At 49.4% G+C, this 23,060-nt stretch carries 21 protein-coding genes, 1 tRNA gene and 1 rRNA gene; 20 read left to right on the top strand and 3 right to left on the bottom strand.

The window, feature by feature from the left end:
• From mnmG to glmU, 14 genes are all read left to right on the top strand, one after another.
• A partial coding sequence (gene mnmG / locus AC6R0L_RS09355) for a tRNA uridine-5-carboxymethylaminomethyl(34) synthesis enzyme MnmG (RefSeq protein ID WP_500628950.1) occupies window positions 1–1,837 on the top strand: 1,837 nt, incomplete at its 5' end.
• Window positions 1,834–2,466 (top strand): 16S rRNA (guanine(527)-N(7))-methyltransferase RsmG, encoded by a 633-nt coding sequence (gene rsmG / locus AC6R0L_RS09350; protein WP_487902954.1) that lies wholly within the window; start codon window positions 1,834–1,836, stop codon window positions 2,464–2,466. The genes mnmG and rsmG, both read left to right, overlap by 4 nt.
• A 14-nt stretch (window positions 2,467–2,480) precedes the next feature.
• Window positions 2,481–3,254 (top strand): ParA family protein, encoded by a 774-nt coding sequence (locus AC6R0L_RS09345; RefSeq protein WP_334555535.1) that lies wholly within the window; start codon window positions 2,481–2,483, stop codon window positions 3,252–3,254.
• A 21-nt stretch (window positions 3,255–3,275) separates the two neighbouring features.
• Window positions 3,276–4,178 (top strand): ParB/RepB/Spo0J family partition protein, encoded by a 903-nt coding sequence (locus tag AC6R0L_RS09340; protein WP_500628949.1) that lies wholly within the window; start codon window positions 3,276–3,278, stop codon window positions 4,176–4,178.
• A 142-nt stretch (window positions 4,179–4,320) separates the two neighbouring features.
• Window positions 4,321–4,725, top strand: a complete 405-nt coding sequence (locus AC6R0L_RS09335; protein ID WP_334555537.1) for an ATP synthase subunit I — start codon at window positions 4,321–4,323, stop codon at window positions 4,723–4,725.
• Complete coding sequence (atpB, locus tag AC6R0L_RS09330; protein WP_334555538.1) at window positions 4,718–5,542, top strand: F0F1 ATP synthase subunit A; 825 nt, start codon at window positions 4,718–4,720, stop codon at window positions 5,540–5,542. Before AC6R0L_RS09335 ends, atpB begins: the two co-directional genes overlap by 8 nt.
• A 42-nt stretch (window positions 5,543–5,584) precedes the next feature.
• Window positions 5,585–5,803: a F0F1 ATP synthase subunit C gene (gene atpE, locus AC6R0L_RS09325; RefSeq protein WP_334555539.1), complete on the top strand. Its 219-nt coding sequence runs from the start codon at window positions 5,585–5,587 to the stop codon at window positions 5,801–5,803.
• Window positions 5,804–5,876: 73 nt separating this feature from the next.
• Window positions 5,877–6,347, top strand: coding sequence for a F0F1 ATP synthase subunit B (gene atpF / locus AC6R0L_RS09320; RefSeq protein WP_487902952.1), 471 nt, complete (start codon window positions 5,877–5,879; stop codon window positions 6,345–6,347).
• A 15-nt stretch (window positions 6,348–6,362) separates the two neighbouring features.
• On the top strand, window positions 6,363–6,893 hold the full coding sequence (locus tag AC6R0L_RS09315; RefSeq protein ID WP_487902951.1) for a F0F1 ATP synthase subunit delta: 531 nt from the start codon (window positions 6,363–6,365) through the stop codon (window positions 6,891–6,893).
• Between the two features lie 18 nt (window positions 6,894–6,911).
• Window positions 6,912–8,453 (top strand): F0F1 ATP synthase subunit alpha, encoded by a 1,542-nt coding sequence (atpA, locus tag AC6R0L_RS09310; RefSeq protein WP_500626267.1) that lies wholly within the window; start codon window positions 6,912–6,914, stop codon window positions 8,451–8,453.
• A 35-nt stretch (window positions 8,454–8,488) separates the two neighbouring features.
• Window positions 8,489–9,355: a F0F1 ATP synthase subunit gamma gene (atpG, locus tag AC6R0L_RS09305; protein WP_334555543.1), complete on the top strand. Its 867-nt coding sequence runs from the start codon at window positions 8,489–8,491 to the stop codon at window positions 9,353–9,355.
• A gap of 30 nt (window positions 9,356–9,385) precedes the next feature.
• The gene (gene atpD / locus AC6R0L_RS09300) at window positions 9,386–10,789 is read left to right on the top strand and encodes a F0F1 ATP synthase subunit beta (protein ID WP_334555544.1); all 1,404 of its coding nucleotides are present in this window, start codon (window positions 9,386–9,388) and stop codon (window positions 10,787–10,789) included.
• Window positions 10,790–10,811: 22 nt separating this feature from the next.
• On the top strand, window positions 10,812–11,243 hold the full coding sequence (locus tag AC6R0L_RS09295; protein ID WP_487902950.1) for a F0F1 ATP synthase subunit epsilon: 432 nt from the start codon (window positions 10,812–10,814) through the stop codon (window positions 11,241–11,243).
• A gap of 254 nt (window positions 11,244–11,497) precedes the next feature.
• Window positions 11,498–12,859, top strand: a complete 1,362-nt coding sequence (gene glmU, locus AC6R0L_RS09290) for a bifunctional UDP-N-acetylglucosamine diphosphorylase/glucosamine-1-phosphate N-acetyltransferase GlmU (RefSeq protein ID WP_334555546.1) — start codon at window positions 11,498–11,500, stop codon at window positions 12,857–12,859.
• Between the two features lie 49 nt (window positions 12,860–12,908).
• Here glmU and AC6R0L_RS09285 read toward each other — a convergent pair whose 3' ends face one another.
• Window positions 12,909–13,649: an amino acid ABC transporter permease gene (locus tag AC6R0L_RS09285; protein WP_487902948.1), complete on the bottom strand. Its 741-nt coding sequence runs from the start codon at window positions 13,647–13,649 to the stop codon at window positions 12,909–12,911.
• A gap of 142 nt (window positions 13,650–13,791) precedes the next feature.
• Here AC6R0L_RS09285 and AC6R0L_RS09280 point away from each other — a divergent pair, with 142 nt between their 5' ends.
• The gene (locus AC6R0L_RS09280) at window positions 13,792–14,514 is read left to right on the top strand and encodes a transporter substrate-binding domain-containing protein (RefSeq protein ID WP_500628952.1); all 723 of its coding nucleotides are present in this window, start codon (window positions 13,792–13,794) and stop codon (window positions 14,512–14,514) included.
• A 62-nt stretch (window positions 14,515–14,576) separates the two neighbouring features.
• Here the strand turns inward: AC6R0L_RS09280 and fadA are convergent, their stop codons facing one another.
• Window positions 14,577–15,752 (bottom strand): acetyl-CoA C-acyltransferase FadA, encoded by a 1,176-nt coding sequence (gene fadA, locus AC6R0L_RS09275; RefSeq protein WP_334555551.1) that lies wholly within the window; start codon window positions 15,750–15,752, stop codon window positions 14,577–14,579.
• 12 nt (window positions 15,753–15,764) lie between these two features.
• Complete coding sequence (fadB, locus tag AC6R0L_RS09270; RefSeq protein ID WP_500628948.1) at window positions 15,765–17,936, bottom strand: fatty acid oxidation complex subunit alpha FadB; 2,172 nt, start codon at window positions 17,934–17,936, stop codon at window positions 15,765–15,767.
• A gap of 261 nt (window positions 17,937–18,197) precedes the next feature.
• On the opposite strand from fadB, the gene AC6R0L_RS09265 reads away from it, so the two are divergent.
• From AC6R0L_RS09265 to AC6R0L_RS09245, 5 genes are all read left to right on the top strand, one after another.
• Window positions 18,198–18,824 carry a YigZ family protein gene (locus tag AC6R0L_RS09265; RefSeq protein WP_500628951.1) on the top strand — a complete coding sequence of 209 codons (627 nt, stop codon included), beginning with the start codon at window positions 18,198–18,200 and terminating at the stop codon, window positions 18,822–18,824.
• A gap of 42 nt (window positions 18,825–18,866) precedes the next feature.
• Window positions 18,867–20,324, top strand: a complete 1,458-nt coding sequence (locus AC6R0L_RS09260) for a TrkH family potassium uptake protein (RefSeq protein WP_500626262.1) — start codon at window positions 18,867–18,869, stop codon at window positions 20,322–20,324.
• A gap of 9 nt (window positions 20,325–20,333) precedes the next feature.
• Entirely contained in the window at window positions 20,334–20,858 is a 525-nt protein-coding gene (gene hemG / locus AC6R0L_RS09255) for a menaquinone-dependent protoporphyrinogen IX dehydrogenase (protein WP_500628947.1), read from the top strand.
• 487 nt (window positions 20,859–21,345) lie between these two features.
• Window positions 21,346–22,897, top strand: a 16S ribosomal RNA gene (locus tag AC6R0L_RS09250).
• Window positions 22,898–22,984: 87 nt separating this feature from the next.
• A tRNA-Glu gene (locus AC6R0L_RS09245) sits at window positions 22,985–23,060 on the top strand.

Genomic DNA, 23,060 nt, shown 5'->3' with positions numbered 1-23,060 from the left:
CGCCCTCGCGTCTGCACGTACAGGTCAAAAGACGCTGTTGCTGACGCACAATATCGACACCCTAGGACAGATGTCATGTAACCCTGCCATTGGTGGGATCGGTAAAGGCCATCTTGTCAAAGAGGTCGATGCAATGGGCGGTTTGATGGCACAAGCCATCGACCACGCAGGTATTCAATTTCGTACACTCAACGCTTCCAAAGGCCCAGCGGTACGCGCCACTCGCGCTCAAGCGGATCGTGCTTTGTACAAAGCGTATGTTCGCCATGCGTTGGAAAATGCGCCAAACCTAACACTATTCCAACAATCGGTGGATGACCTGATTGTTGAGAACGAAGTGGCGGTGGGTGTGGTGACTCAAATGGGTCTCAAGTTTCGCGCCAAAGCAGTGGTGCTCACCGTCGGGACATTCCTAGGTGGTAAGATCCACATTGGCATGGAAAGCGCTTCTGGTGGCCGCGCTGGGGATCCACCATCGATCGCGCTTGCGGATCGTCTGCGTGAATTACCGTTCCGCGTTGATCGTTTGAAAACCGGTACGCCTCCGCGCATCGATGCACGCAGTGTGGATTTTTCACAGCTAGAAGTGCAACACGGTGACAACCCGACCCCGGTATTCTCGTTTTTAGGTGATCGTCGCCAACATCCGGCGCAGATCCCGTGTTACATCACGCACACCAACGAGAGCACCCACGAAGTGATCCGCAACAACCTCGATCGTAGCCCGATGTACGCCGGGGTGATTGAAGGGATTGGGCCACGTTACTGTCCGTCGATTGAAGACAAAGTGATGCGTTTTGCGGATAAGAACAGCCACCAGATTTTCATTGAGCCGGAAGGCTTGACGACACACGAACTCTACCCGAATGGTATTTCCACCAGCTTGCCGTTCGATGTTCAGGTACAAATCGTGCGTTCAATGAAAGGGTTTGAAAACGCGCACATCGTACGTCCGGGATACGCGATCGAGTACGATTTCTTCGACCCACGCGATCTCAAGCAAACCTATGAAACCAAATTTATCTCTGGTCTGTTCTTTGCGGGCCAGATCAACGGTACCACCGGTTACGAAGAAGCGGCGGCACAAGGCTTGATGGCGGGTTTGAACGCCAGTTTGCACAGCCAAGGCAAAGAAGGTTGGAACCCGCGACGCGACCAAGCCTACATGGGCGTGTTGATTGATGACCTCTCGACCATGGGCACGAAAGAGCCTTACCGCATGTTTACCTCGCGCGCCGAGTACCGTTTGCTGCTGCGTGAAGACAACGCCGATATGCGTTTGACCGAAAAAGCGCATGAATTGGGCTTGGTGAGTGAGGCGCGTTGGACGCGATTCAATCAAAAGATCGAGCAGATGGAAAAAGAGCGTCAGCGCCTACAAGAGATCTGGATCAACCCGAAATCGGCGGGGATCGATGCGCTGAACGATCTACTGAAAACTCCGCTAGTGCGTGAAGCAAGCGGTGAAGATCTTCTTCGTCGCCCTGAAATCACCTATCAGCAGCTGACCTCGCTAGAGACCTTCCAGCCTGCGCTGGATGATCAGCAAGCGGCAGAGCAAGTGGAGATACAAGTCAAGTACGAAGGTTACATCAAGCGTCAGCAAGACGAGATTGAGAAATCATTGCGTCATGAACACACCAAGTTGCCGCTCGATTTGGATTACCGACAAGTGAAAGGTTTGTCGAACGAAGTGATTGCCAAGCTGTCAGAAGCCAAACCTGAGTCGATTGGTATTGCTTCTCGTATCTCAGGTATTACGCCAGCCGCAATCTCCATTTTGTTGGTGCATTTGAAAAAGCACGGTATGTTGAAAAAAGGTGAGGAAGCGGCATGAGCGCACTACGTGACAAACTCGATGCGCTGATCGCAACCACTGACTTGCAGGTCTCTGATGCGCAACGCGAGCAGTTGGTGGGCTATGTGGCAATGCTGGACAAGTGGAACAAAGCCTACAACCTGACCTCAGTGCGTGACCCGTTTGAGATGTTAGTTAAACACATCTTGGATAGCATTGTTGTGAGTACTCACTTAGTCGGTGAGCGCTTTATCGATGTCGGCACTGGCCCTGGATTGCCAGGGATCCCTTTGGCGATCATGCACCCAGAGAAAACCTTTTATTTGCTAGACAGTCTCGGCAAACGCATTCGCTTTATCAAACAAGTGCTGCATGAGCTGGGGATAAAAAACGTGACGCCGATTCAAAGTCGCGTCGAAGAGTTTCAACCAGAAGAGAAGTTTGACGCTGTTCTAAGTCGCGCATTCGCTTCTATGGTAGACATGGTCAGTTGGTGTCATCACCTTCCAAAAGCGGAGTCAGGCGTGTTTCTGGCGCTGAAAGGTCAATTGCCTCAGGATGAGATTGAACAATTGCCCGACTGGTGTTCTGTGAGCGAGATCAAAGCTTTGAATGTTCCAGAGTTGGAAGGCGAGCGTCATCTAGTAATCTTATCGCGCAAGGATTAATAGCGAGGTTCACTGTGGGAAAAATCGTAGCAATTGCTAACCAAAAAGGTGGCGTGGGTAAAACAACGACCTGTGTCAACTTAGCCGCATCTATGGCTGCGACTAAGCGCAAAGTGTTGGTCATTGACCTCGACCCACAAGGAAACGCAACCATGGCAAGCGGTGTCGATAAGTACCAAGTCGACGCCACGGCCTACGAACTGCTGGTTGAAGATGTACCGTTCGAAGAGGTGGTCTGTCGTAAGACGTCTGGCAATTACGATTTGATCGCGGCCAACGGTGATGTCACCGCCGCAGAAATCAAATTAATGGAAGTGTTTGCCCGTGAAGTGCGTCTCAAGCACGCATTATCCTCCGTTCGTGATAACTATGATTTCATCTTTATCGATTGTCCTCCGTCGCTAAACCTTCTTACAATCAATGCTATGGCTGCAGCTGATTCCGTCTTGGTTCCGATGCAGTGCGAGTATTTCGCGTTAGAAGGGTTAACAGCATTGATGGATACGATCAGCAAGCTCGCTGCTGTCGTCAACGAAAATCTAAGAATCGAGGGCTTGTTACGCACCATGTATGACCCGCGTAATCGCCTCTCGAATGAAGTGTCTGATCAACTCAAAAAGCACTTTGGCAACAAAGTGTACCGCACTGTTATTCCCCGAAATGTTCGCTTGGCCGAAGCGCCGAGTCATGGCAAACCTGCCATGTATTACGACAAGTATTCAGCGGGCGCAAAAGCGTACCTTGCCCTTGCTGGAGAAATGCTTCGCCGCGAAGAAGTACCCGCATAATCAACCGAAGGATTCCGTCTTATGTCTAAACGTGGTTTAGGTAAAGGGCTTGACGCTCTGCTATCGACCAGCTCACTGGCGCGTGAGAAACAGCAAAGTGCGCTCAATAGCCAAGCGTTGTCGTCCGATGGGAATTTGACTGAACTGAGTATCAATGCGTTACAACCGGGCGTGTATCAGCCCCGCAAAGAGATGGAGCCTGAAGCGCTCGAAGAGTTGGCCTCATCGATAGAGTCGCAAGGGATTATCCAGCCGATTGTTGTGCGTCAGGTTGAGGCGGACAAATACGAAATCATCGCTGGCGAACGTCGCTGGCGTGCGGCGCGTAAAGCCGGTCTCAAGCAAGTGCCTTGCGTGGTCAAAAATGTCGAAGACCGTGCGGCGGTTGCGATGGCATTGATTGAAAACATTCAGCGCGAAGACCTCAATGCAATTGAAGAAGCCCAAGCATTGGAGCGTCTTCAAGACGAATTTGAATTGACTCATCAGCAAGTGGCGGATGCGATTGGTAAATCACGAACCACCGTGAGTAACTTGCTAAGACTCAACCAGTTAGATGATGAAGTGAAAGCTTTGATGTCGGCCAAATTGATTGAGATGGGCCATGCTCGCGCGCTACTGGCGTTAGAAGCCACGCAGCAAGTGGCGCTCGCCAATCACGTTGCCAAGAAAAAACTGACGGTGCGTCAAACAGAAAACTTAGTAAAAAAGACGCTCCAGGGCGAAGTTGAATCAACCACGCCAAAACCAGAAATTGATAACACGACAGAGTTGTCGTTAAAGCATTTGTCTGAACAATTAAACACAAAAGTTGCCCTACAAATGTCAACAAAAGGCGATGGTAAAATTGTCATCAACTTTGCAGACAATGAGCAACTTCAATCGATGTTAAAACAACTACAAAACATCGATTCCGCTTCCTAGCTCACACTTCCTAGTAGGAATAAAGCTTATCACCGAAGCAATTATTGTGTTTTTGGGTAAGAACTATATAATTTTCGTGCTTTTTTTCACCATGCATTGACTGTGATCAATGCGGTGTTAGATACAGAAACAGGTGCTTTTGATGTTTAGTGCAAATCGAAGCAAGCAAGGAAGAGCTGCTTTTAGACTCGTCCACCTCCAGCTGATATTTGTGCTCCTCATCGGGAGCTTGGCTTATGTGATGATCAGCCCTGAAACGGCTCGCTTTGTTTTAAAAGGCGGCTTTATCGCGGTGATGGGTAATTACATTTATGCCCTGTTTACGTTTTTCCCTAAACCAGGGTCCGATGGGAAAGTTCTCCTTGGCTTCCTGATGGTGGGATGGGCGTTAAAGCTGGTGTTTACCATAGTGATGTTTGTGTTGGTGTTTTCTGTCAACGAGTTCCTCAAACCAGGGGCGTTCTTTACAGGTTACAAGCTCACACTGCTGATCTTCTGGTTATCACCAATTTTATTTTTTCATAAAAATGGGATTAACCATGGCTGATACTCCGCAGGAATATATTCAGCACCACCTAACCAACGCGAAGATTTGTGTGGTTGATGGTGGCGTAGCAACCAACTATGGTTGTGCCGACGCTGGGTTCTGGACCTTACATTGGGATTCATTGTTGTTCTCTGTTGGTCTAGGTGCACTATTTTTGTGGTTGTTTTATCGTGTCGGAAAAAATGCAACCACAGGCACGCCTGGTAAGCTGCAATGTTTTATCGAAATGGTCGTAGAGCAAGTCGATGCCATTGTAAAAGATGCTTTCCATGGTCGTGATAAATTAGTCGCACCACTAGCTCTTACCTTGTTTGTGTGGATTTTCCTCATGAACTTGATGGATCTAGTACCCGTTGACTTTATTCCTCATCTAATGGGGGCGGCTGGCTTTGAGTACTTTAAGATCGTACCTACGGTTGACTTAAACATCACGCTAGCACTTGCATTAGGTGTCCTAGTACTGACGGTGGTTTACTACATCAAGTACAAAGGATTTAAAGGATTTGTGAAAGAATTTACGCTTCACCCAATTAACAATAAAGCGTTAATTCCTTTCAACTTAGTTTTGGAAAGTGTCTCATTGCTGGCTAAGCCGGTGTCTCTTTCTTTACGTCTTTACGGCAACATGTACTCGGGCGAGTTGATCTTCATTCTGATCGCTGTGACCTACGGTGCTGGTGTTGTATTGGGTGGATTAGGTGTCGTCGCGCACGTCATTTGGGCAATCTTCCACATATTAGTAATTGTTTTACAAGCCTTCATTTTTACAATGCTGACCGTTGTTTACCTCAGCATGGCAAGTAACGATTCACATTAATTTTTACCTAACTTTTTTATCAAATCTGATTTGGAGATAATTATGGAAATTTATTTGGTTGTAGGTCTACTACTAGGCATGTGTGCTATCGCAACAGGTTTTGGTTTCGCGATCCTTGGTGGTAAGTTCCTTGAGTCAGTTGCTCGCCAACCTGAAATGGCGCCTGTTCTACAAACCAACATGTTCATCATCGCGGGTCTATTGGATGCGGTTCCAATGATCGGTGTTGGTATCTCTATGTACATGCTATTCGCACTGTAATAGACCTCTCTTATTCATTCATGATACGTCGTTTCGATGTTTCGAAACTAAGAATAGGTAAAGGAGGGTCATTGTGAATATCAATGCTACTCTGCTGGGACAAGCAATAGCATTTCTAATTTTTGTGTGGTTCTGCATGAAGTTCGTGTGGCCACCATTAATTGCTGCTATTGAAGAACGCCAAAAGAAGATCTCTGAAGGTCTAGAGTCGGCGGCACGTGCGGACAAAGCGTTAGAGCTTGCCAAGCACAATGCGGCAGACCAGCTGAAAGACGCGAAGAAACAAGCATTAGAAATCATCGAGCAAGCGAACAAACGCAAAGCTCAGATTTTAGATGAAGCCCGCAACGAAGCTACTGTCGAGCGAGATCATATTCTTTCTCAAGGTAAAGCTGAGCTGGAAGCAGAAACATTGCGTGCGCGCAATGAGCTGAAGAAAGACGTGGCGAGCTTAGTGATTCTTGGCGCAGAGAAAGTGATCGAGCGTTCTATTGATCCAGCTGCACATCAAGACATCCTTGATAGTATTTCAGCAAAACTATAACAAGAGGGCATCAGTATGTCGGATTTGACAACTATTGCTCGACCATATGCTAAGGCTGCATACGGCTTTGCGAGTGATAACAGTGCCATTGAACAATGGTCACAGATGCTTGCATTTGCCAAAGAGATGTCTTCAGTGAAAGAGCTAAAGACCGCTGCTTTGAGTTTGCAGCCTGAGCAACTAGTGCAATTGTATGTTGATGTTGGCGGGGAATACTTTGATGAACCCTTTCAAAACTTTTTGAAAGTGGTGATCGAGAATCGTCGCACCTCAGCGTTAAGTGATATTTATCAGCAGTACAAGAAACTGGCAGACAAGGCTTCAAATACGAAAGAGGTGACGGTTACGACGTCTACTGAATTGTCTGAAGCGCAAAAGTCGCAGCTTATCGCCAGCCTTGAACAGCGTTTTGGTGGCACAGTGAAATTAAACTGTATCGTTGATGCGCACTTGATCGGCGGCGCGGTTATCCGTGATGGCGATACTGTGTTGGATAACTCACTCGTTAGCCGTTTAACTCGTCTTAAAGACGTTATTAAGTCTTAAATTAGGGGAATTGGAGCAATGCAACTTAATTCCACGGAAATTAGCGAACTGATTAGACAGCGCATTGAAAAATTCAATGTCGTGTCTGAAGTTCGTAATGAGGGTACGATCGTCTCTGTAAGTGACGGTATTCTCCGCATTCACGGTCTTGAAGATGTGATGCAAGGTGAAATGATCGAGCTTCCAGGTGATCGTTTTGCATTGGCATTAAACCTAGAGCGCGACTCTGTTGGTGCTGTAGTGATGGGCCCGTACGCAGACCTTAAAGAAGGGATGAAAGTGACGGGTACTGGACGCATCCTTGAAGTACCTGTAGGCCCTGAGCTGCTTGGCCGTGTGGTTAACACACTGGGTCAACCAATTGATGGCAAAGGTCCTATCGATGCGAAACTGAGCTCACCAGTTGAAGTGATTGCACCAGGTGTTATCGACCGTAAGTCGGTTGATCAGCCTGTTCAAACCGGTTACAAGTCTGTTGACTCAATGATCCCAATCGGTCGTGGTCAGCGTGAGCTTATCATCGGTGACCGTCAGACTGGTAAAACGGCGATGGCGATCGATGCCATCATCAACCAGAAAGACTCGGGTATTTTCTCTATCTACGTAGCGATTGGTCAAAAAGCATCGACCATTGCTAACGTGGTTCGCAAACTAGAAGAGCACGGCGCACTGCAAAACACGATTGTGGTCGTAGCATCGGCTTCTGAATCTGCAGCGCTGCAATACCTAGCGCCATACGCAGGTTGTGCGATGGGTGAGTACTTCCGTGACCGCGGTGAAGATGCACTGATTGTTTACGATGATCTATCTAAACAAGCGGTCGCTTACCGTCAGATCTCTCTACTCCTAAAACGTCCACCAGGCCGTGAGGCTTTCCCAGGTGACGTATTCTACCTTCACTCACGTCTACTAGAGCGCGCTGCGCGAGTAAACGAAGAGTACGTAGAGCGTTTCACCAACGGTGAAGTGAAAGGTAAAACAGGCTCTTTGACTGCACTACCTATCATCGAAACTCAAGCGGGTGACGTATCGGCATTCGTACCGACCAACGTAATCTCGATTACCGACGGTCAGATCTTCCTACAAACTGAACTGTTCAACGCGGGTGTACGCCCAGCGGTTGACCCAGGTATCTCAGTATCTCGTGTAGGTGGTTCGGCTCAGACGAAAATCATCAAGAAACTGTCAGGTGGTATCCGTACTGCATTGGCGGCATACCGTGAATTGGCAGCCTTTGCTCAGTTCTCATCGGATCTTGATGCAGCGACCAAACGCCAGCTAAATCACGGTCAGAAAGTGACTGAATTGATGAAGCAGCAGCAGTACGCGCCAATGTCAGTGTTTGACCAAGCATTGTCTATTTTCGCGGCGGAACGTGGCTATCTCGATGATATCGAGCTCAACAAAGTCCTCGACTTTGAAGGTGCTCTACTATCGTATGCTCGTGCTCAGCATGCAGATTTTGCAGCTGAGATCGACAAGTCTGGCGCTTACAACGATGAAATCGAAGCTCAACTGAAAGCCTTGGTTGATGATTTCAAAGCAACCCAAACTTGGTAATTACAAGCAAGTTTTGTAATTAACGGAGAGTAACGATGGCCAATACAAAAGAAATTCGTAGCAAGATTGGTAGTGTCAAAAGCACTCAAAAAATCACGAAAGCGATGGAAATGGTAGCGGCTTCCAAAATGCGTCGTACGCAAGATGCAATGGAAGGCCCTCGTCCTTACGCTGAAATAATACGTAAAGTCATTGGTCATTTAGCGCACGGTACCTTGGAATACAAACATCCATTCCTTGTGGAACGTGGCGCTAAGCGCGTTGGGTATATTGTGGTATCGACCGATCGTGGTCTTTGTGGCGGCTTGAACATTAACTTGTTCAAGCAAGCCGTCAAGGAGATGAACGATTGGTCGAATCAAGGTGTAGAGATTGAGCTGGCAGTGATCGGTTCAAAAGCCACATCTTACTTCAATAGCATAGGTGCGAAGATTGTCGCTCAAACCTCAGGTTTGGGAGACACGCCATCATTAGATGATCTGATCGGTTCTATCAAAGTCATGCTTAAGAAGTATGAAGAGGGTGAAATCGATCGCTTGTACCTAGTGTTCAATGAGTTTGTGAACTCAATGACACAGCAACCCAAAATTGATCAATTAATACCTTTGCCTAAGTCCATGAGTGACGATGAGTCGTTCAAGCATGCGTGGAGCTATATGTTTGAGTCAGACCAAAAGGTTCTGCTCAATACCTTGATGTCTCGTTATATCGAGTCTCAGGTGTACCAGGCTGTGGTTGAAAACTTAGCGTGCGAAATGGCTGCTCGTATGATTGCTATGAAAGCAGCATCTGACAATGCTGGAAACTTGATCGATGAACTAGAGCTTGTGTACAACAAAGCCCGTCAAGCGGCGATTACACAAGAGCTATCCGAGATCGTTTCTGGTGCGGCAGCAGTGTAATTTAGGCAGATTAAATTTAGAGGATTAACGATGGCTACAGGTAAGATCGTACAGATCATCGGTGCGGTAGTCGACGTAGAGTTCCCACAGAGCGATGTACCAAGTGTATATGACGCTCTAAACGTTACGGACTCAAAAGAGCGTCTTGTTCTTGAAGTTCAGCAACAGCTAGGCGGTGGCGTAGTTCGTTGTATCGTAATGGGTAGCTCTGATGGTTTACGTCGCGGAGTGGAAGTGGTTAACACAGGCGCTCCAATTTCAGTACCAGTAGGTACTAAGACCCTAGGTCGTATCATGAACGTTCTAGGTGACGCGATTGACGAGCGTGGCGAAATCGGTGCAGAAGAGGTTTACTCTATCCACCGTCAAGCGCCAAGCTACGAAGAGCAATCAAACGAGACAGCGCTTCTAGAAACCGGCGTAAAAGTAATCGACCTAGTTTGTCCATTCGCTAAGGGTGGTAAAATCGGTCTATTCGGTGGTGCAGGTGTAGGTAAGACCGTTAACATGATGGAACTTATCAACAACATCGCACTACAACACTCTGGTCTTTCTGTATTTGCGGGTGTAGGTGAGCGTACTCGTGAGGGTAACGACTTCTACTACGAAATGCAGGAAGCGGGCGTAGTAAACATCGAAAAACCTGAAGAATCAAAGGTTGCGATGGTTTACGGTCAGATGAACGAGCCACCAGGCAACCGTCTACGTGTTGCACTGACAGGTCTAACGATGGCTGAGCGTTTCCGTGACGAAGGCCGTGACGTTCTACTGTTCGTTGATAACATCTACCGTTACACGCTTGCCGGTACTGAAGTATCTGCACTGCTAGGTCGTATGCCTTCAGCGGTAGGTTACCAGCCAACTCTTGCAGAAGAGATGGGTGTACTTCAGGAGCGTATCACGTCAACAAAAGCGGGTTCTATCACGTCTGTACAGGCGGTATACGTACCAGCGGATGACTTGACTGACCCGTCTCCAGCCACCACGTTCGCGCACTTGGATGCAACGGTTGTACTTAACCGTAACATCGCAGCTATGGGTCTATATCCAGCGATCGACCCACTTGACTCAACGTCTCGTCAGCTTGACCCGTTGGTCGTTGGTCAAGAGCACTACGACATCGCTCGTGGCGTTCAGCAGACACTTCAGCGCTACAAAGAGCTGAAAGACATCATCGCTATCCTAGGTATGGACGAGCTATCTGAAGAAGATAAGCAAGTCGTATCTCGTGCACGTAAGATTGAGCGTTTCTTGACTCAGCCTTACCACGTAGCGGAAGTCTTCACGGGTGACCCGGGTGTATACGTACCTCTTACAGAGACACTTCGTGGCTTTAAAGGTCTTCTTTCTGGTGAGTATGATGATATTCCTGAGCAGGCATTTATGTACTGCGGAAGCATCGACGACGCTCTAGAAAACGCGAAGAAGATGTAAGCGAAGACTTTAAGGAGGCGTTATGACTGCATCAGTGACCTTTAACCTAGACGTTGTGAGTGCCGAAGAGCGTATTTTCTCTGGCTATGCTCGCAGCATTCAAGTTTCAGGTGAAGAGGGTGATCTCGGTGTTTTAGCGGGTCATACTCCGTTGTTGACGCTGATTCGTCCTGGTATGGTTCGCATCGTAACAAAGAAAGGTGAGGAAGAAATTATTTACCTTTCGGGCGGTATTCTTGAAGTACAGGCTCACGATGTCACCATCTTGGCGGATACCGCTGTTCGAGGTGAAGACCTAGACAAAGCAAAAGCGGAAGAAGCAAAACAGCGTGCAGAAGAGCTGATCAACCTACCTCACGGTGACGTTGATTACGCGAAAGCTGCGGCTGAGCTGGCGAAAGCGGTCGCTCAATTGAAAGTCATTGAGCTCGTGAGACGCAGCAGCCGTCGCTAGTATGATTGTGCGTTGAATCGCTAGATAAAGCCTCGAGTTCGCTCGGGGCTTTTGTTTATTTACAGAAACCTATTTTCTCCGAGTGAAACCGTTTCGCCAACCGAGCATAGCGCCATGAGTGAGCCAACTTAGGTGGCGAGAAGGCCGGTGGCTGCTTAATTTTTAACGGAAAATTTTCCGATTTCATTAACTAATCGTCGATTAGTGTCTAGAATACCCCTCAAGTTTTTATGACAACGTCTATAGGTAATTTCATGAAGTTTAGCGCGGTGATTCTCGCGGCGGGTAAAGGGACTCGCATGTACTCTAACAAGCCAAAGGTACTGCATACCCTAGCGGGTAAACCCATGGTGAAGCACGTGATTGATACTTGCTCTGGGCTCGGCGCGCAAAACATCCACCTCGTCTATGGACACGGTGGCGATCAAATGCAAGCTGAACTGAGCCAAGAGTCGGTTAACTGGGTATTGCAAGCGGATCAATTAGGGACAGGTCATGCGGTGGATCAAGCGTCGGATCAGTTTCAAGATGATGAAAAGATCCTGGTGTTGTACGGCGACGTGCCTTTGATCTCGGAAGAGACCATTGAGAGCCTGCTTGATGCGCAGCCTACCGGCGGTATCGCGCTCTTGACTGTCGTCTTAGACAACCCAACAGGCTATGGCCGTATCGTCCGTAAGAATGGCCCTGTTGTGGCGATCGTTGAACAAAAAGATGCCACCGAAGAGCAGCGTCAAATCAAAGAGATCAACACAGGTGTGATGGTCGCGACAGGCGGCGATCTTAAGCGCTGGCTATCTGGCCTCAACAACCAAAACGCGCAAGGTGAATATTACCTCACTGACGTCATTGCGGCCGCGCACGACGAAGGACGCGCTGTCGAGGCCGTTCACCCTGTCAATCCTATCGAAGTGGAAGGGGTCAACGATCGCAATCAGTTGGCGCGCTTAGAACGTGCCTTCCAATCCATGCAAGCTCGCAAGTTGCTTGAACAAGGCGTGATGCTGCGTGACCCAGCACGTTTTGATTTGCGTGGTGAGCTGCAATGCGGTATGGACTGTGAGATTGACGTCAATGTTGTGATTGAAGGTAGCGTCTCTCTTGGCGATAACGTAGTGATTGGCGCTGGGTGTGTGCTCAAAGATTGCGAAATCGACGACAACACCATTGTGCGCCCATACAGCGTGATTGAAGGTGCTACGGTCGGTGAAGAGTGTACCGTTGGGCCATTTACTCGTCTTCGCCCTGGCGCAGAGCTGAAGAAAGATGCCCACGTTGGTAACTTTGTTGAAGTGAAAAACGCGCGTCTTGGTCAGGGGTCAAAAGCCAACCATCTCACTTATCTTGGCGATGCTGAGATTGGTGAGCGCACCAACATTGGCGCGGGTACGATTACGTGCAACTACGATGGCGCAAACAAGTTCAAAACCATCATCGGCAACGACGTGTTTGTTGGCTCAGACAGCCAGCTGGTGGCACCTGTAACGATTGCTGATGGCGCGACCATAGGTGCAGGCACGACGTTGACGAAAGACGTTGCACAAGGTGAGTTAGTCATCACTCGCGCTAAAGAGCGCAAGATTACAGGCTGGCAGCGTCCGGTGAAGCAAAAATAATTGTCGATGCTCAATACCAAAGCCGCTTCATTGAAGCGGCTTTTTCGATCTATAGACTTGGAATCGCAATGCGCTTTTCTAGCCAGCGCACGGCTTGAGAGACCAATAAGATAAGCAATAGATATTCGAGCACCAAAAAGGTGTAAATCTCCAAAGGTAAGTATTCGGTGACCACCAGCTCGTTCGCTCTGCGGGTCAGATCGCTCAGACCAATGACACTGACCAACGAACTCATTTTGAGGATATAGACAAATTGGTTTCCCAGTGGCGGCAAAATCTGACGGAAGGCTTGTGGCAATATCACAAAGCGCATGGTCTGCCAGTAACTGAGTCCTAACGATTCAGAGGCTTCGCGTTGACCTCGGCTAATGGCTTGAATACCACCGCGAAAGACTTCCGCCATAAACGCGCTTTCGGCGATCGTTAGGGCTATCACGCCTGCCCAGAAATGGTTTAAGGAAAGATCGAGTAAGGTAGGCATCCCATAATAGACCCACAGCAGCAAAACGAGCACCGGGACTGAGCGTACGCTTTCGACATAGAGGCGATTAAACCAACGTAACACTCTCAGGTTAGATAAGGCAGGCATCGCGACCATCAAGCCAAGGCTCATCGCGAGCAACATACTGAGCAAGGAGATCTGCACCGTCTCACCAAATCCACCCATCAAAAACAGCACATTTGCTCGGCCTTGCTCGGTGGTAGGATCGAGTACATACCATCCCCATTGATAGTCACTGCAGCCAGTCAGCAGCAGCGTAGTGATCAACACCCATACTTTAGTGGTCACATTACACCTTGTTTAGACTAGAAAATCCGTTTCTTACTGCTATGTTAACAATGAAAGTGGAATTCGTGTAATGACTAAGGACGATAAAATGAAACCGATCATCTGCGCACTGCTCATCAGCCTGTTGTCCCTCCCGCAAGCGATGGCTCAAGGCAGTCGCCTCCATCAGATTTTAGACTCAGGCGTTCTGCGTGTTGGTACGACCGGCGACTGGAACCCAATGACGATGAAAGACCCGGCGACCAATAGTTATCGAGGGTTTGATATCGATGTGACCACCGAATTAGCCAAAGATCTAGGGGTCAGTGTCGAGTTTGTTGCCACTGACTGGAAAACCTTGGTCAATGGCGTGACTGCCAACAAATATGACATTACAGGCAGTGCGTCGCTCAATATGTCTCGCGCTAAGGTCGCGGGGTACAGTCAGCCCTATTTTTATCTCGCTTTTGTTCCGGTTGTGCAGAAGAAGGATCTGGAGCGCTTCTCAGACTGGTCTGATTTTGACTCGCCTAACGTCAAAGTGGCGGCCACATTGGGTACCGTACAAGAAAAGATGGTGAAAGCGTTTTTCCCTTCTGCGCAGCACATTGTCATTGAAGCGCCCGCTCGTGATTTTCAAGAGCTATTGGCGCGTCGCGCAGACGTCTCGGTGACCTCGAACGTGGAAGCAGCAACCTTGGTCGAGAAGTTTCAACAGTTGGCGATTGTGCCTGTCAAAGAGGCAAGAAAGCCCACCCCGATCGCGATGCTGTTACCCCAAGATGACCAAGTATGGATCAATTACATTAATCACTGGGTTGAGTTGAAGAAAACCCAAGGATTTTTCAAACAGACCGCCGAAAAGTGGGGGCTGAAAACACTCTAGTGTAATAGGTATAGATAGTAAAAGAGCCGCAAAGCGGCTCTTTTGATATTATTTGACTCGCCTTATGGGCGTTCAAACACCGTTGCTATGCCTTGACCTAGACCGATACACATGGTCGCTAATCCGTATTTGGCGTCTTGCGCTTCCATAAGATTGATCAAGGTGGTCGAGATGCGTGAACCTGAGCAGCCTAATGGGTGACCGAGAGCGATAGCGCCGCCATTAAGGTTGACCTTTTCATCCATCACGTCCAGTAAGCCGAGATCTTTCGCAACAGGCAGAGCCTGGGCGGCGAAAGCCTCATTGAGCTCAACCACATCCATATCATCAATAGAGAGGCCAGCGCGCTTGAGGGCTTTTTGCGTCGCAGGTACAGGTCCGTATCCCATGATGGAAGGATCGCAACCGGCAATCGCCATACCCTTGATGCGAGCGCGAATGGTGAGGCCAAGCTCTTTGGCTTTCTCCTCACTCATGATCAACATGGCAGAGGCGCCATCAGACAGAGCGGAAGAGGTGCCTGCAGTGACGGTACCATTGGCAGGGTCAAACACAGGGCGCAACTGAGACAGACCTTCGACCGAGGTTTCTGGACGAATCACTTCATCAAAGTCGAGGGTAAACAGTGTGCCGTCGGCGGCGTGACCTTCTGTTGGAAGAATCTCGTTCTTAAAACGGCCTTCGACCGTGGCTGCGTGAGCTCTAGCGTGCGAACGTGCCGCGAACGCATCTTGCTGCTCACGACTGATCTGGTGCAGTTTGCCGAGCATCTCCGCGGTGAGACCCATCATACCCGCCGCTTTCGCTACGTGTTTTGACATACCTGGGTGGAAGTCGACGCCATGATTCATTGGAACGTGCCCCATGTGCTCGACGCCACCAATCAGACAGATCTCTGCATCGCCTGTCATGATGGCGCGCGTGCCATCGTGCAGTGCTTGCATTGAGGAGCCGCACAGACGGTTAACCGTCACGGCACCAATCTCAATCGGCAGCCCAGCGAGGAGCGCAGCGTTACGGGCAATATTGAAGCCTTGCTCAAGGGTTTGTTGCACACAGCCCCAGTAAATGTCTTCAATCTCGCTTGGGTTCACCTGCGGGTTACGGGCCAAGATGCCTTTCATTAAATGTGCCGATAAATCTTCTGCACGCGTATGGCGGAATGCGCCGCCTTTTGAACGTCCCATCGGAGTACGTAGACAATCGACAACGACAACGTTTCTAGTGTGGGTAGTCATGCTGAAATCTCCTTAGATAGAACTTTGCTGCTGTTGGCCATAGAAGGTCTCGCCTTTTTCAGCCATGGTTTTGAGCAGTTTTGGCACCTGGTACATCGCACCCAGATCCGAGTATTGCTGCGCCATTGCGACAAACTCAGCAATGCCCACACTATCGAGATAACGGAACACCCCACCACGGAATGGAGGGAAGCCAAGACCATAAACCAGCGCCATGTCCGCTTCTTGAGGAGAGGCGATGATGCCCTCTTCAAGACACAGCACCACTTCGTTGATCATTGGAATCATCATGCGTTGAATAATGGTTTGGTCATCAAACGCTTGCGACGATTGCGTCACTTCAGCGAGCAGCGGTAACACATCATCACTGAAGGTTTTCTTCGGTTTGCCTTTTCGATCGATGCTGTAGCTGTAGAAGCCACTGCCGTTTTTCTGGCCGTACTTGTTTGCATCAAACAGCGCATCAATCGCATCGCGATCCGATTTACCCATACGCTCTGGGAAGCCTTGCGCCATGACGGCTTGAGCATGATGCGCCGTATCAATACCGACCACATCGAGCAAGTAAGCAGGGCCCATCGGCCAACCAAATTGACGCTCCATGACTTTATCGACTTGGGTGAAATCGGCCCCATCACGCAGTAGCAAGCTAAAGCCGCCAAAGTAAGGGAAGAGCACACGGTTGACGAAAAATCCCGGGCAGTCATTGACCACAATCGGGGATTTGCCCATCTTAGCCGCATAGGCGACCACGCGGTTGATGGTGTCGTCTGAGGTGTGTTCACCACGGATGATCTCGACCAATGGCATGCGGTGTACTGGGTTAAAGAAGTGCATACCACAGAATTTGTCTGGGCGAGACAGCGACTTCGCCAGCAAGTTGATTGGGATAGTCGATGTGTTCGAGGTGATCACCGTCTCTTCGCTCACCTGCTGCTCAACTTCACTCAGCACGGCGGCTTTGACTTTCGGGTTTTCAACCACAGCTTCGACGACAACATCAGCTTGCTCAATGCCCGCGTAGTGCAAGCTTGGTGTGATGGAAGCAAGGATGCCTGCCATTTTGAAGCCATCAATACGGCCACGTTCAAGCTGCTTGTTGAGTAGCTTAGAGGCTTCGGTCATGCCCAGATCCAGTGATGGCTGAGCAATGTCTTTCATTAGCACCGGTACCCCTTTGAGGGCGGATTGGTAGGCAATACCGCCGCCCATGATGCCTGCGCCAAGTACCGCAGCTCGCGCCGTGGCTTTGTCGGCCGATTTTTCTGCTTTCTTGGCAATCCCTTTGATGTATTGATCGTTCAAGAACAGGCCAACTAACGCCTTCGCTTCCTCGGATTTTGCCAACGTAATAAAGTGTTTACGTTCAATGGCCAGCGCTTCATCGCGCGCAAAACCTGCGCCTTGTTCGATGGTCTTGACCGCCGTCATCGGCGCTGGGTAGTGTGGGCCTGCTTTCTGGGCGACTAACCCTTTGGCCATGGTAAAGCTCATCATAGATTCGAGCTTGCTGAGCGTCAGCGCGGAGGTTTTTTGTTTGCGGCGAGCTTGCCAGTCGATTTTCTCATTGACGGCTAGGGTGAGCGTGCTCAGCGCAGAGTCGTAAAGTCTCTCAGAGTCGACGACGGCGTCCAACAATCCGATCGCCAGTGCTTCGTCTGCACGGCAGGCTTTGCCTTGAGTGATCACTTCCATCGCGCTGTCTGCGCCGATCACGCGCGGTAGGCGAACACAGCCACCAAAGCCTGGCATGATGCCCAGTTTGGTCTCAGGTAGGCCGATGCTGGTGGTTTTATCGCCAATGCGCATGTCGGTAGCGAGTACACACTCACAACCGCCACCTAAGGTGTGGCCTTTGACCACAGAGACGGTCGGCACTGGGAGATCTTCAAGCTTATTGAAGATGCTGTTGGCGAATTGGAGCCACGTATCGAGCTGGGCTTCTGGTTTGGCAAACAAACCTAAGAATTCGGTGATGTCGGCGCCAACAATGAACGCGTCTTTGTCTGAAGTCAGCAGCAGACCTTTAAGACCGGAATGTTGAGCGAGGGCATCGAGCGCCTTATCGAGAGACTCGAGTGTGGCGAGATCGAGTTTGTTAACGGATTGTGGAGAGCAGAAACAGAGTTCAGCTAACCCGTCTTTTAATTCCTTTACCTGTAGGGTGTCGGCTTGGTAAATCATTGTCTATCTCCATGACATACAATCGTGGATTGCGTGTTGATCTCGCGAACCGGTCGTTATGGACCACGCAAGATTAACTAGGAAAGTTGTTATATTTATTGCTCTGGTTAGACCAGAGAACTTAGTGTGGATCGCTCATTGGACAAATTCAATACATTTTTCAAACAAGTGTTTAACATTGTGCGCTTGAACAAATCTTAGACGACGCGCAAACCGCTCTCATGTTAGACTCACGCCAGTTTGCCAAGACTTGCTATGCCCATGAATGATCACCCTTATTTAATTCCCTTGCAGCCTGCGGTGTTTGAAGAAGAGATAAAGAAGAGCGTCTTTATCACCCAGCTCGCCCACACACCAAGTATCGACAGTGCTAAGACGTTTATCGAACAAGTGAGACGGGCGCACCCCAGTGCTCGGCACCATTGTTGGGGTTTTGTCGCAGGGCGACCGGAAAATTCCATGCTGTGGGGATTCAGTGATGATGGTGAGCCATCGGGGACAGCGGGCAAACCCATCTTGGCTCAATTATCCGGATCGGGCGTCGGTGAAGTGACGGCGGTCGTCACCCGTTACTCAGGTGGCATCAAGCTGGGGACGGGTGGCTTGGTCAAAGCCTATGGTGGCGGTGTGGGGCAAGCGCTTAAGTTGCTTCAAACAATTGAGAAAAAAATCACCACAAACTTGCGACTGGAGTTAGACTATGCCTTCCTGCCTATTGCGCAGGCGATGCTACCGCAATTCAATGCTGTGGAAGTATCGGCCGAGTACAGCGATCATGTCGTGCTGGTGGTAGAGATAGAGCGGAGGGATGCCGCTGTGTTTACCCAGGCGGTCATCAATAAAAGTGGCGCCAAAGCTAACATCACCTCTTTCGATGGAAAACAATGATAATTAGGAAGTCTGAAGCCAAGCTTCAATAGTCGTCTCTGTATGCAATTTCGTTCAATTATTCGCATCGTCGGCCTACTGCTGGCCCTATTTAGCGTCACCATGCTGGCGCCTGCTTTAGTCGCACTCATCTATCGAGACGGTGCGGGCGTGCCCTTTGTCTCCACCTTTTTTGTTTTGCTTGCCTGTGGCGCAGTGTGTTGGTTTCCGAATCGTCGTCATAAACATGAACTGAAAGCCCGTGATGGCTTTCTGATTGTGGTGCTGTTTTGGACGGTACTGGGCAGTGCAGGTGCGCTGCCTTTTTTAGCGGCGGATTACCCCAATGTGTCGGTGACCGATGCGTTTTTTGAATCATTCTCCGCGCTGACCACAACAGGGGCCACCGTCATTGTTGGGCTGGATGAGTTACCAAAAGCGATCCTTTTTTATCGTCAGATACTGCAATGGTTTGGTGGTATGGGGATCATCGTGCTCGCGGTGGCGATATTACCCGTGCTCGGTATCGGTGGGATGCAGCTATATCGCGCTGAGATACCAGGTCCAGTTAAAGATACCAAGATGACGCCGAGGATTGCAGAAACCGCGAAAGCGCTTTGGTACATCTACCTGAGTTTGACGATCGCGTGTGCACTTGCGTTCTGGTTGGCCGGCATGACGCCATTCGATGCGATCAGCCACAGCTTTTCGACTATCGCGATCGGGGGCTTCTCTACTCATGACGCCAGTATGGGGTATTTCGATAGCTACGCCATCAATATGATCACTGTAGTGTTCTTATTGATTTCTGCCTGTAACTACTCACTTCACTTTGCCGCCTTTGCTTCTGGCGGTGTACACCCTAAATATTATTGGAAAGATCCCGAGTTTCGCGCATTCCTCTTTATTCAAGCGCTGCTCTTTATCATCTGTTTCCTCGTGTTATTGAATCATCACTCTTACGACTCAAAATACGATGCGTTTGACCAAGCGCTGTTCCAGACGGTTTCGATTTCGACAACAGCAGGCTTTACCACCACAGGATTTTCAGAGTGGCCGCTGTTTCTTCCCGTCCTATTGCTGTTCTCCTCTTTTATTGGTGGTTGCGCCGGTTCGACCGGTGGTGGGATGAAGGTGATCCGTATCCTGCTATTAACACTACAAGGCGTGCGAGAGCTCAAACGTCTGGTTCACCCAAGAGCGGTGTACACCATTAAAGTCGGCGGAAGTGCTCTATCACAACGAGTGGTCGATGCTGTGTGGGGATTTTTCTCTGCCTACGCATTGGTCTTTGTGGTTTGCATGCTGGGTCTTATTGCGAGCGGCATGGACGAATTAAGTGCCTTCTCTGCAGTGGCCGCCACGCTCAACAACTTAGGCCCGGGTCTTGGCGAAGTGGCGCTCCACTTCGGCGATGTAAATGATAAAGCCAAATGGGTGTTGATTGTCTCTATGTTGTTTGGGCGTCTCGAAGTGTTCACCCTACTGATTCTGCTGACCCCTACCTTTTGGAAAAGTTAAAGGAAGCCCATGTCAAAAGCGCTGTTTCTCTATTCTTCCCGTGAAGGACAGACAAAAAAAATTCTCCACACCCTGCAACAACAATTGGACATGGAGTGCGACATCATCGATCTCCACCTTGTTGATCAGGTCGACTTTGCCCCCTACGAGCGCGTGCTGGTCGGCGCCTCTATTCGTTATGGCCACTTAAATAAGCAACTGTATCGTTTTATTGAGCGAAACCTCGATCAACTGCAGCAGCACAAAGCAGCATTTATTTGTGTCAATCTGACCGCGAGAAAAGAAGCGCAAGGAAAGGACACCCCAGAAGGGAGTGTGTACATCAAAACTTTCCTCAGCAAATCCGCTTGGCAACCCAGTCTGATTGGTGTTTTTGCCGGGGCGCTGCGTTACCCACGTTACAATTGGTTCGATAAAACTATGATTAAGTTCATTATGTCGATGACAGGCGGTGAAACCGATACAACCAAAGAGGTGGAGTACACCAACTGGGAAAAAGTGCGCTTATTTGGTGAAAAGTTTAAAAATATGTAAAGAAAACGCTCGCTTATAACGCTTTGAGGTGATGTTTTAATCGAATGGCAAAAAAATGCCATTTTTTTTGAAAAAGGGGTTGCCAAGTATCATCGGATATCTATAATGCCCCCTCGCTGACACGGCAAGGCTCCAATAAGGATACTCACCGTAACAGCAGGTCTAAAAGCCCAGCAAAAATTGCTGAGAAAAGTTTGAAAAAAGTGGTTGACACTAAAACTTAAATCGCTAAAATGACCGTCCGTTTTGAGTGAGACTCAAAACTAGCTCTTTAACAATATAAACCTATCAATCTGTGTGGGCACTCGTTGATGATAATCCAATTAGATACCTTGGTATCAAATTAGGTTTCAATGAACTGAGTGACCATTTGAATGACTTTCCTTTGTTAAAGGATGGGCATTCGAGCACAGTCAATTCAAGTTTTCTAGGAACTAGCTTCTAGTCACTAGGAACTTATCAGTATTCATTGAGCCAACAAAATCTTAAATTGAAGAGTTTGATCATGGCTCAGATTGAACGCTGGCGGCAGGCCTAACACATGCAAGTCGAGCGGAAACGACTTAACTGAACCTTCGGGGAACGTTAAGGGCGTCGAGCGGCGGACGGGTGAGTAATGCCTGGGAAATTGCCCTGATGTGGGGGATAACCATTGGAAACGATGGCTAATACCGCATAATAGCTTCGGCTCAAAGAGGGGGACCTTCGGGCCTCTCGCGTCAGGATATGCCCAGGTGGGATTAGCTAGTTGGTGAGGTAAGGGCTCACCAAGGCGACGATCCCTAGCTGGTCTGAGAGGATGATCAGCCACACTGGAACTGAGACACGGTCCAGACTCCTACGGGAGGCAGCAGTGGGGAATATTGCACAATGGGCGCAAGCCTGATGCAGCCATGCCGCGTGTATGAAGAAGGCCTTCGGGTTGTAAAGTACTTTCAGCAGTGAGGAAGGTGGGTGTGTTAATAGCGCACTCATTTGACGTTAGCTGCAGAAGAAGCACCGGCTAACTCCGTGCCAGCAGCCGCGGTAATACGGAGGGTGCGAGCGTTAATCGGAATTACTGGGCGTAAAGCGCATGCAGGTGGTTTGTTAAGTCAGATGTGAAAGCCCGGGGCTCAACCTCGGAATTGCATTTGAAACTGGCAGACTAGAGTACTGTAGAGGGGGGTAGAATTTCAGGTGTAGCGGTGAAATGCGTAGAGATCTGAAGGAATACCGGTGGCGAAGGCGGCCCCCTGGACAGATACTGACACTCAGATGCGAAAGCGTGGGGAGCAAACAGGATTAGATACCCTGGTAGTCCACGCCGTAAACGATGTCTACTTGGAGGTTGTGGCCTTGAGCCGTGGCTTTCGGAGCTAACGCGTTAAGTAGACCGCCTGGGGAGTACGGTCGCAAGATTAAAACTCAAATGAATTGACGGGGGCCCGCACAAGCGGTGGAGCATGTGGTTTAATTCGATGCAACGCGAAGAACCTTACCTACTCTTGACATCTACAGAACTTAGCAGAGATGCTTTGGTGCCTTCGGGAACTGTAAGACAGGTGCTGCATGGCTGTCGTCAGCTCGTGTTGTGAAATGTTGGGTTAAGTCCCGCAACGAGCGCAACCCTTATCCTTGTTTGCCAGCACTTCGGGTGGGAACTCCAGGGAGACTGCCGGTGATAAACCGGAGGAAGGTGGGGACGACGTCAAGTCATCATGGCCCTTACGAGTAGGGCTACACACGTGCTACAATGGCGCATACAGAGGGCAGCGAACTTGCGAGAGTAAGCGAATCCCAAAAAGTGCGTCGTAGTCCGGATTGGAGTCTGCAACTCGACTCCATGAAGTCGGAATCGCTAGTAATCGTGGATCAGAATGCCACGGTGAATACGTTCCCGGGCCTTGTACACACCGCCCGTCACACCATGGGAGTGGGCTGCAAAAGAAGTGGGTAGTTTAACCTTCGGGAGGACGCTCACCACTTTGTGGTTCATGACTGGGGTGAAGTCGTAACAAGGTAGCGCTAGGGGAACCTGGCGCTGGATCACCTCCTTATACGATGATTATCGTTTTGAGTGTCCACACAGATTGATGGTTTATACAGTTTAAGAGAAGAAGAGTTCCCAAGCTCTTCAATCCAGTGTCCCGTTCGTCTAGAGGCCTAGGACACCGCCCTTTCACGGCGGTAACAGGGGTTCGACTCCCCTACGGGATACCA

Source organism: Vibrio sp. R15-SG3-ISO1A, assembly GCF_059833955.1.
This window is presented reverse-complemented; position numbering and strand designations above follow the sequence as displayed.

Bases quoted from the DNA above. Each gene is read 5' to 3' on its own strand.
- rsmG (WP_487902954.1), top strand. From the start codon at position 1,834: ATGAGCGCACTACGTGACAAACTCGATGCGCTGATCGCAACCACTGAC.
- AC6R0L_RS09340 (WP_500628949.1), top strand. From the start codon at position 3,276: ATGTCTAAACGTGGTTTAGGTAAAGGGCTTGACGCTCTGCTATCGACC.
- AC6R0L_RS09335 (WP_334555537.1), top strand. From the start codon at position 4,321: ATGTTTAGTGCAAATCGAAGCAAGCAAGGAAGAGCTGCTTTTAGACTC.
- atpB (WP_334555538.1), top strand. From the start codon at position 4,718: ATGGCTGATACTCCGCAGGAATATATTCAGCACCACCTAACCAACGCG.
- atpE (WP_334555539.1), top strand. From the start codon at position 5,585: ATGGAAATTTATTTGGTTGTAGGTCTACTACTAGGCATGTGTGCTATC.
- AC6R0L_RS09315 (WP_487902951.1), top strand. From the start codon at position 6,363: ATGTCGGATTTGACAACTATTGCTCGACCATATGCTAAGGCTGCATAC.
- atpA (WP_500626267.1), top strand. From the start codon at position 6,912: ATGCAACTTAATTCCACGGAAATTAGCGAACTGATTAGACAGCGCATT.
- atpG (WP_334555543.1), top strand. From the start codon at position 8,489: ATGGCCAATACAAAAGAAATTCGTAGCAAGATTGGTAGTGTCAAAAGC.
- atpD (WP_334555544.1), top strand. From the start codon at position 9,386: ATGGCTACAGGTAAGATCGTACAGATCATCGGTGCGGTAGTCGACGTA.
- AC6R0L_RS09295 (WP_487902950.1), top strand. From the start codon at position 10,812: ATGACTGCATCAGTGACCTTTAACCTAGACGTTGTGAGTGCCGAAGAG.
- glmU (WP_334555546.1), top strand. From the start codon at position 11,498: ATGAAGTTTAGCGCGGTGATTCTCGCGGCGGGTAAAGGGACTCGCATG.
- AC6R0L_RS09280 (WP_500628952.1), top strand. From the start codon at position 13,792: ATGGCTCAAGGCAGTCGCCTCCATCAGATTTTAGACTCAGGCGTTCTG.
- fadA (WP_334555551.1), bottom strand. From the start codon at position 15,752: ATGACTACCCACACTAGAAACGTTGTCGTTGTCGATTGTCTACGTACT.
- fadB (WP_500628948.1), bottom strand. From the start codon at position 17,936: ATGATTTACCAAGCCGACACCCTACAGGTAAAGGAATTAAAAGACGGG.
- AC6R0L_RS09265 (WP_500628951.1), top strand. From the start codon at position 18,198: ATGAATGATCACCCTTATTTAATTCCCTTGCAGCCTGCGGTGTTTGAA.
- AC6R0L_RS09260 (WP_500626262.1), top strand. From the start codon at position 18,867: ATGCAATTTCGTTCAATTATTCGCATCGTCGGCCTACTGCTGGCCCTA.
- hemG (WP_500628947.1), top strand. From the start codon at position 20,334: ATGTCAAAAGCGCTGTTTCTCTATTCTTCCCGTGAAGGACAGACAAAA.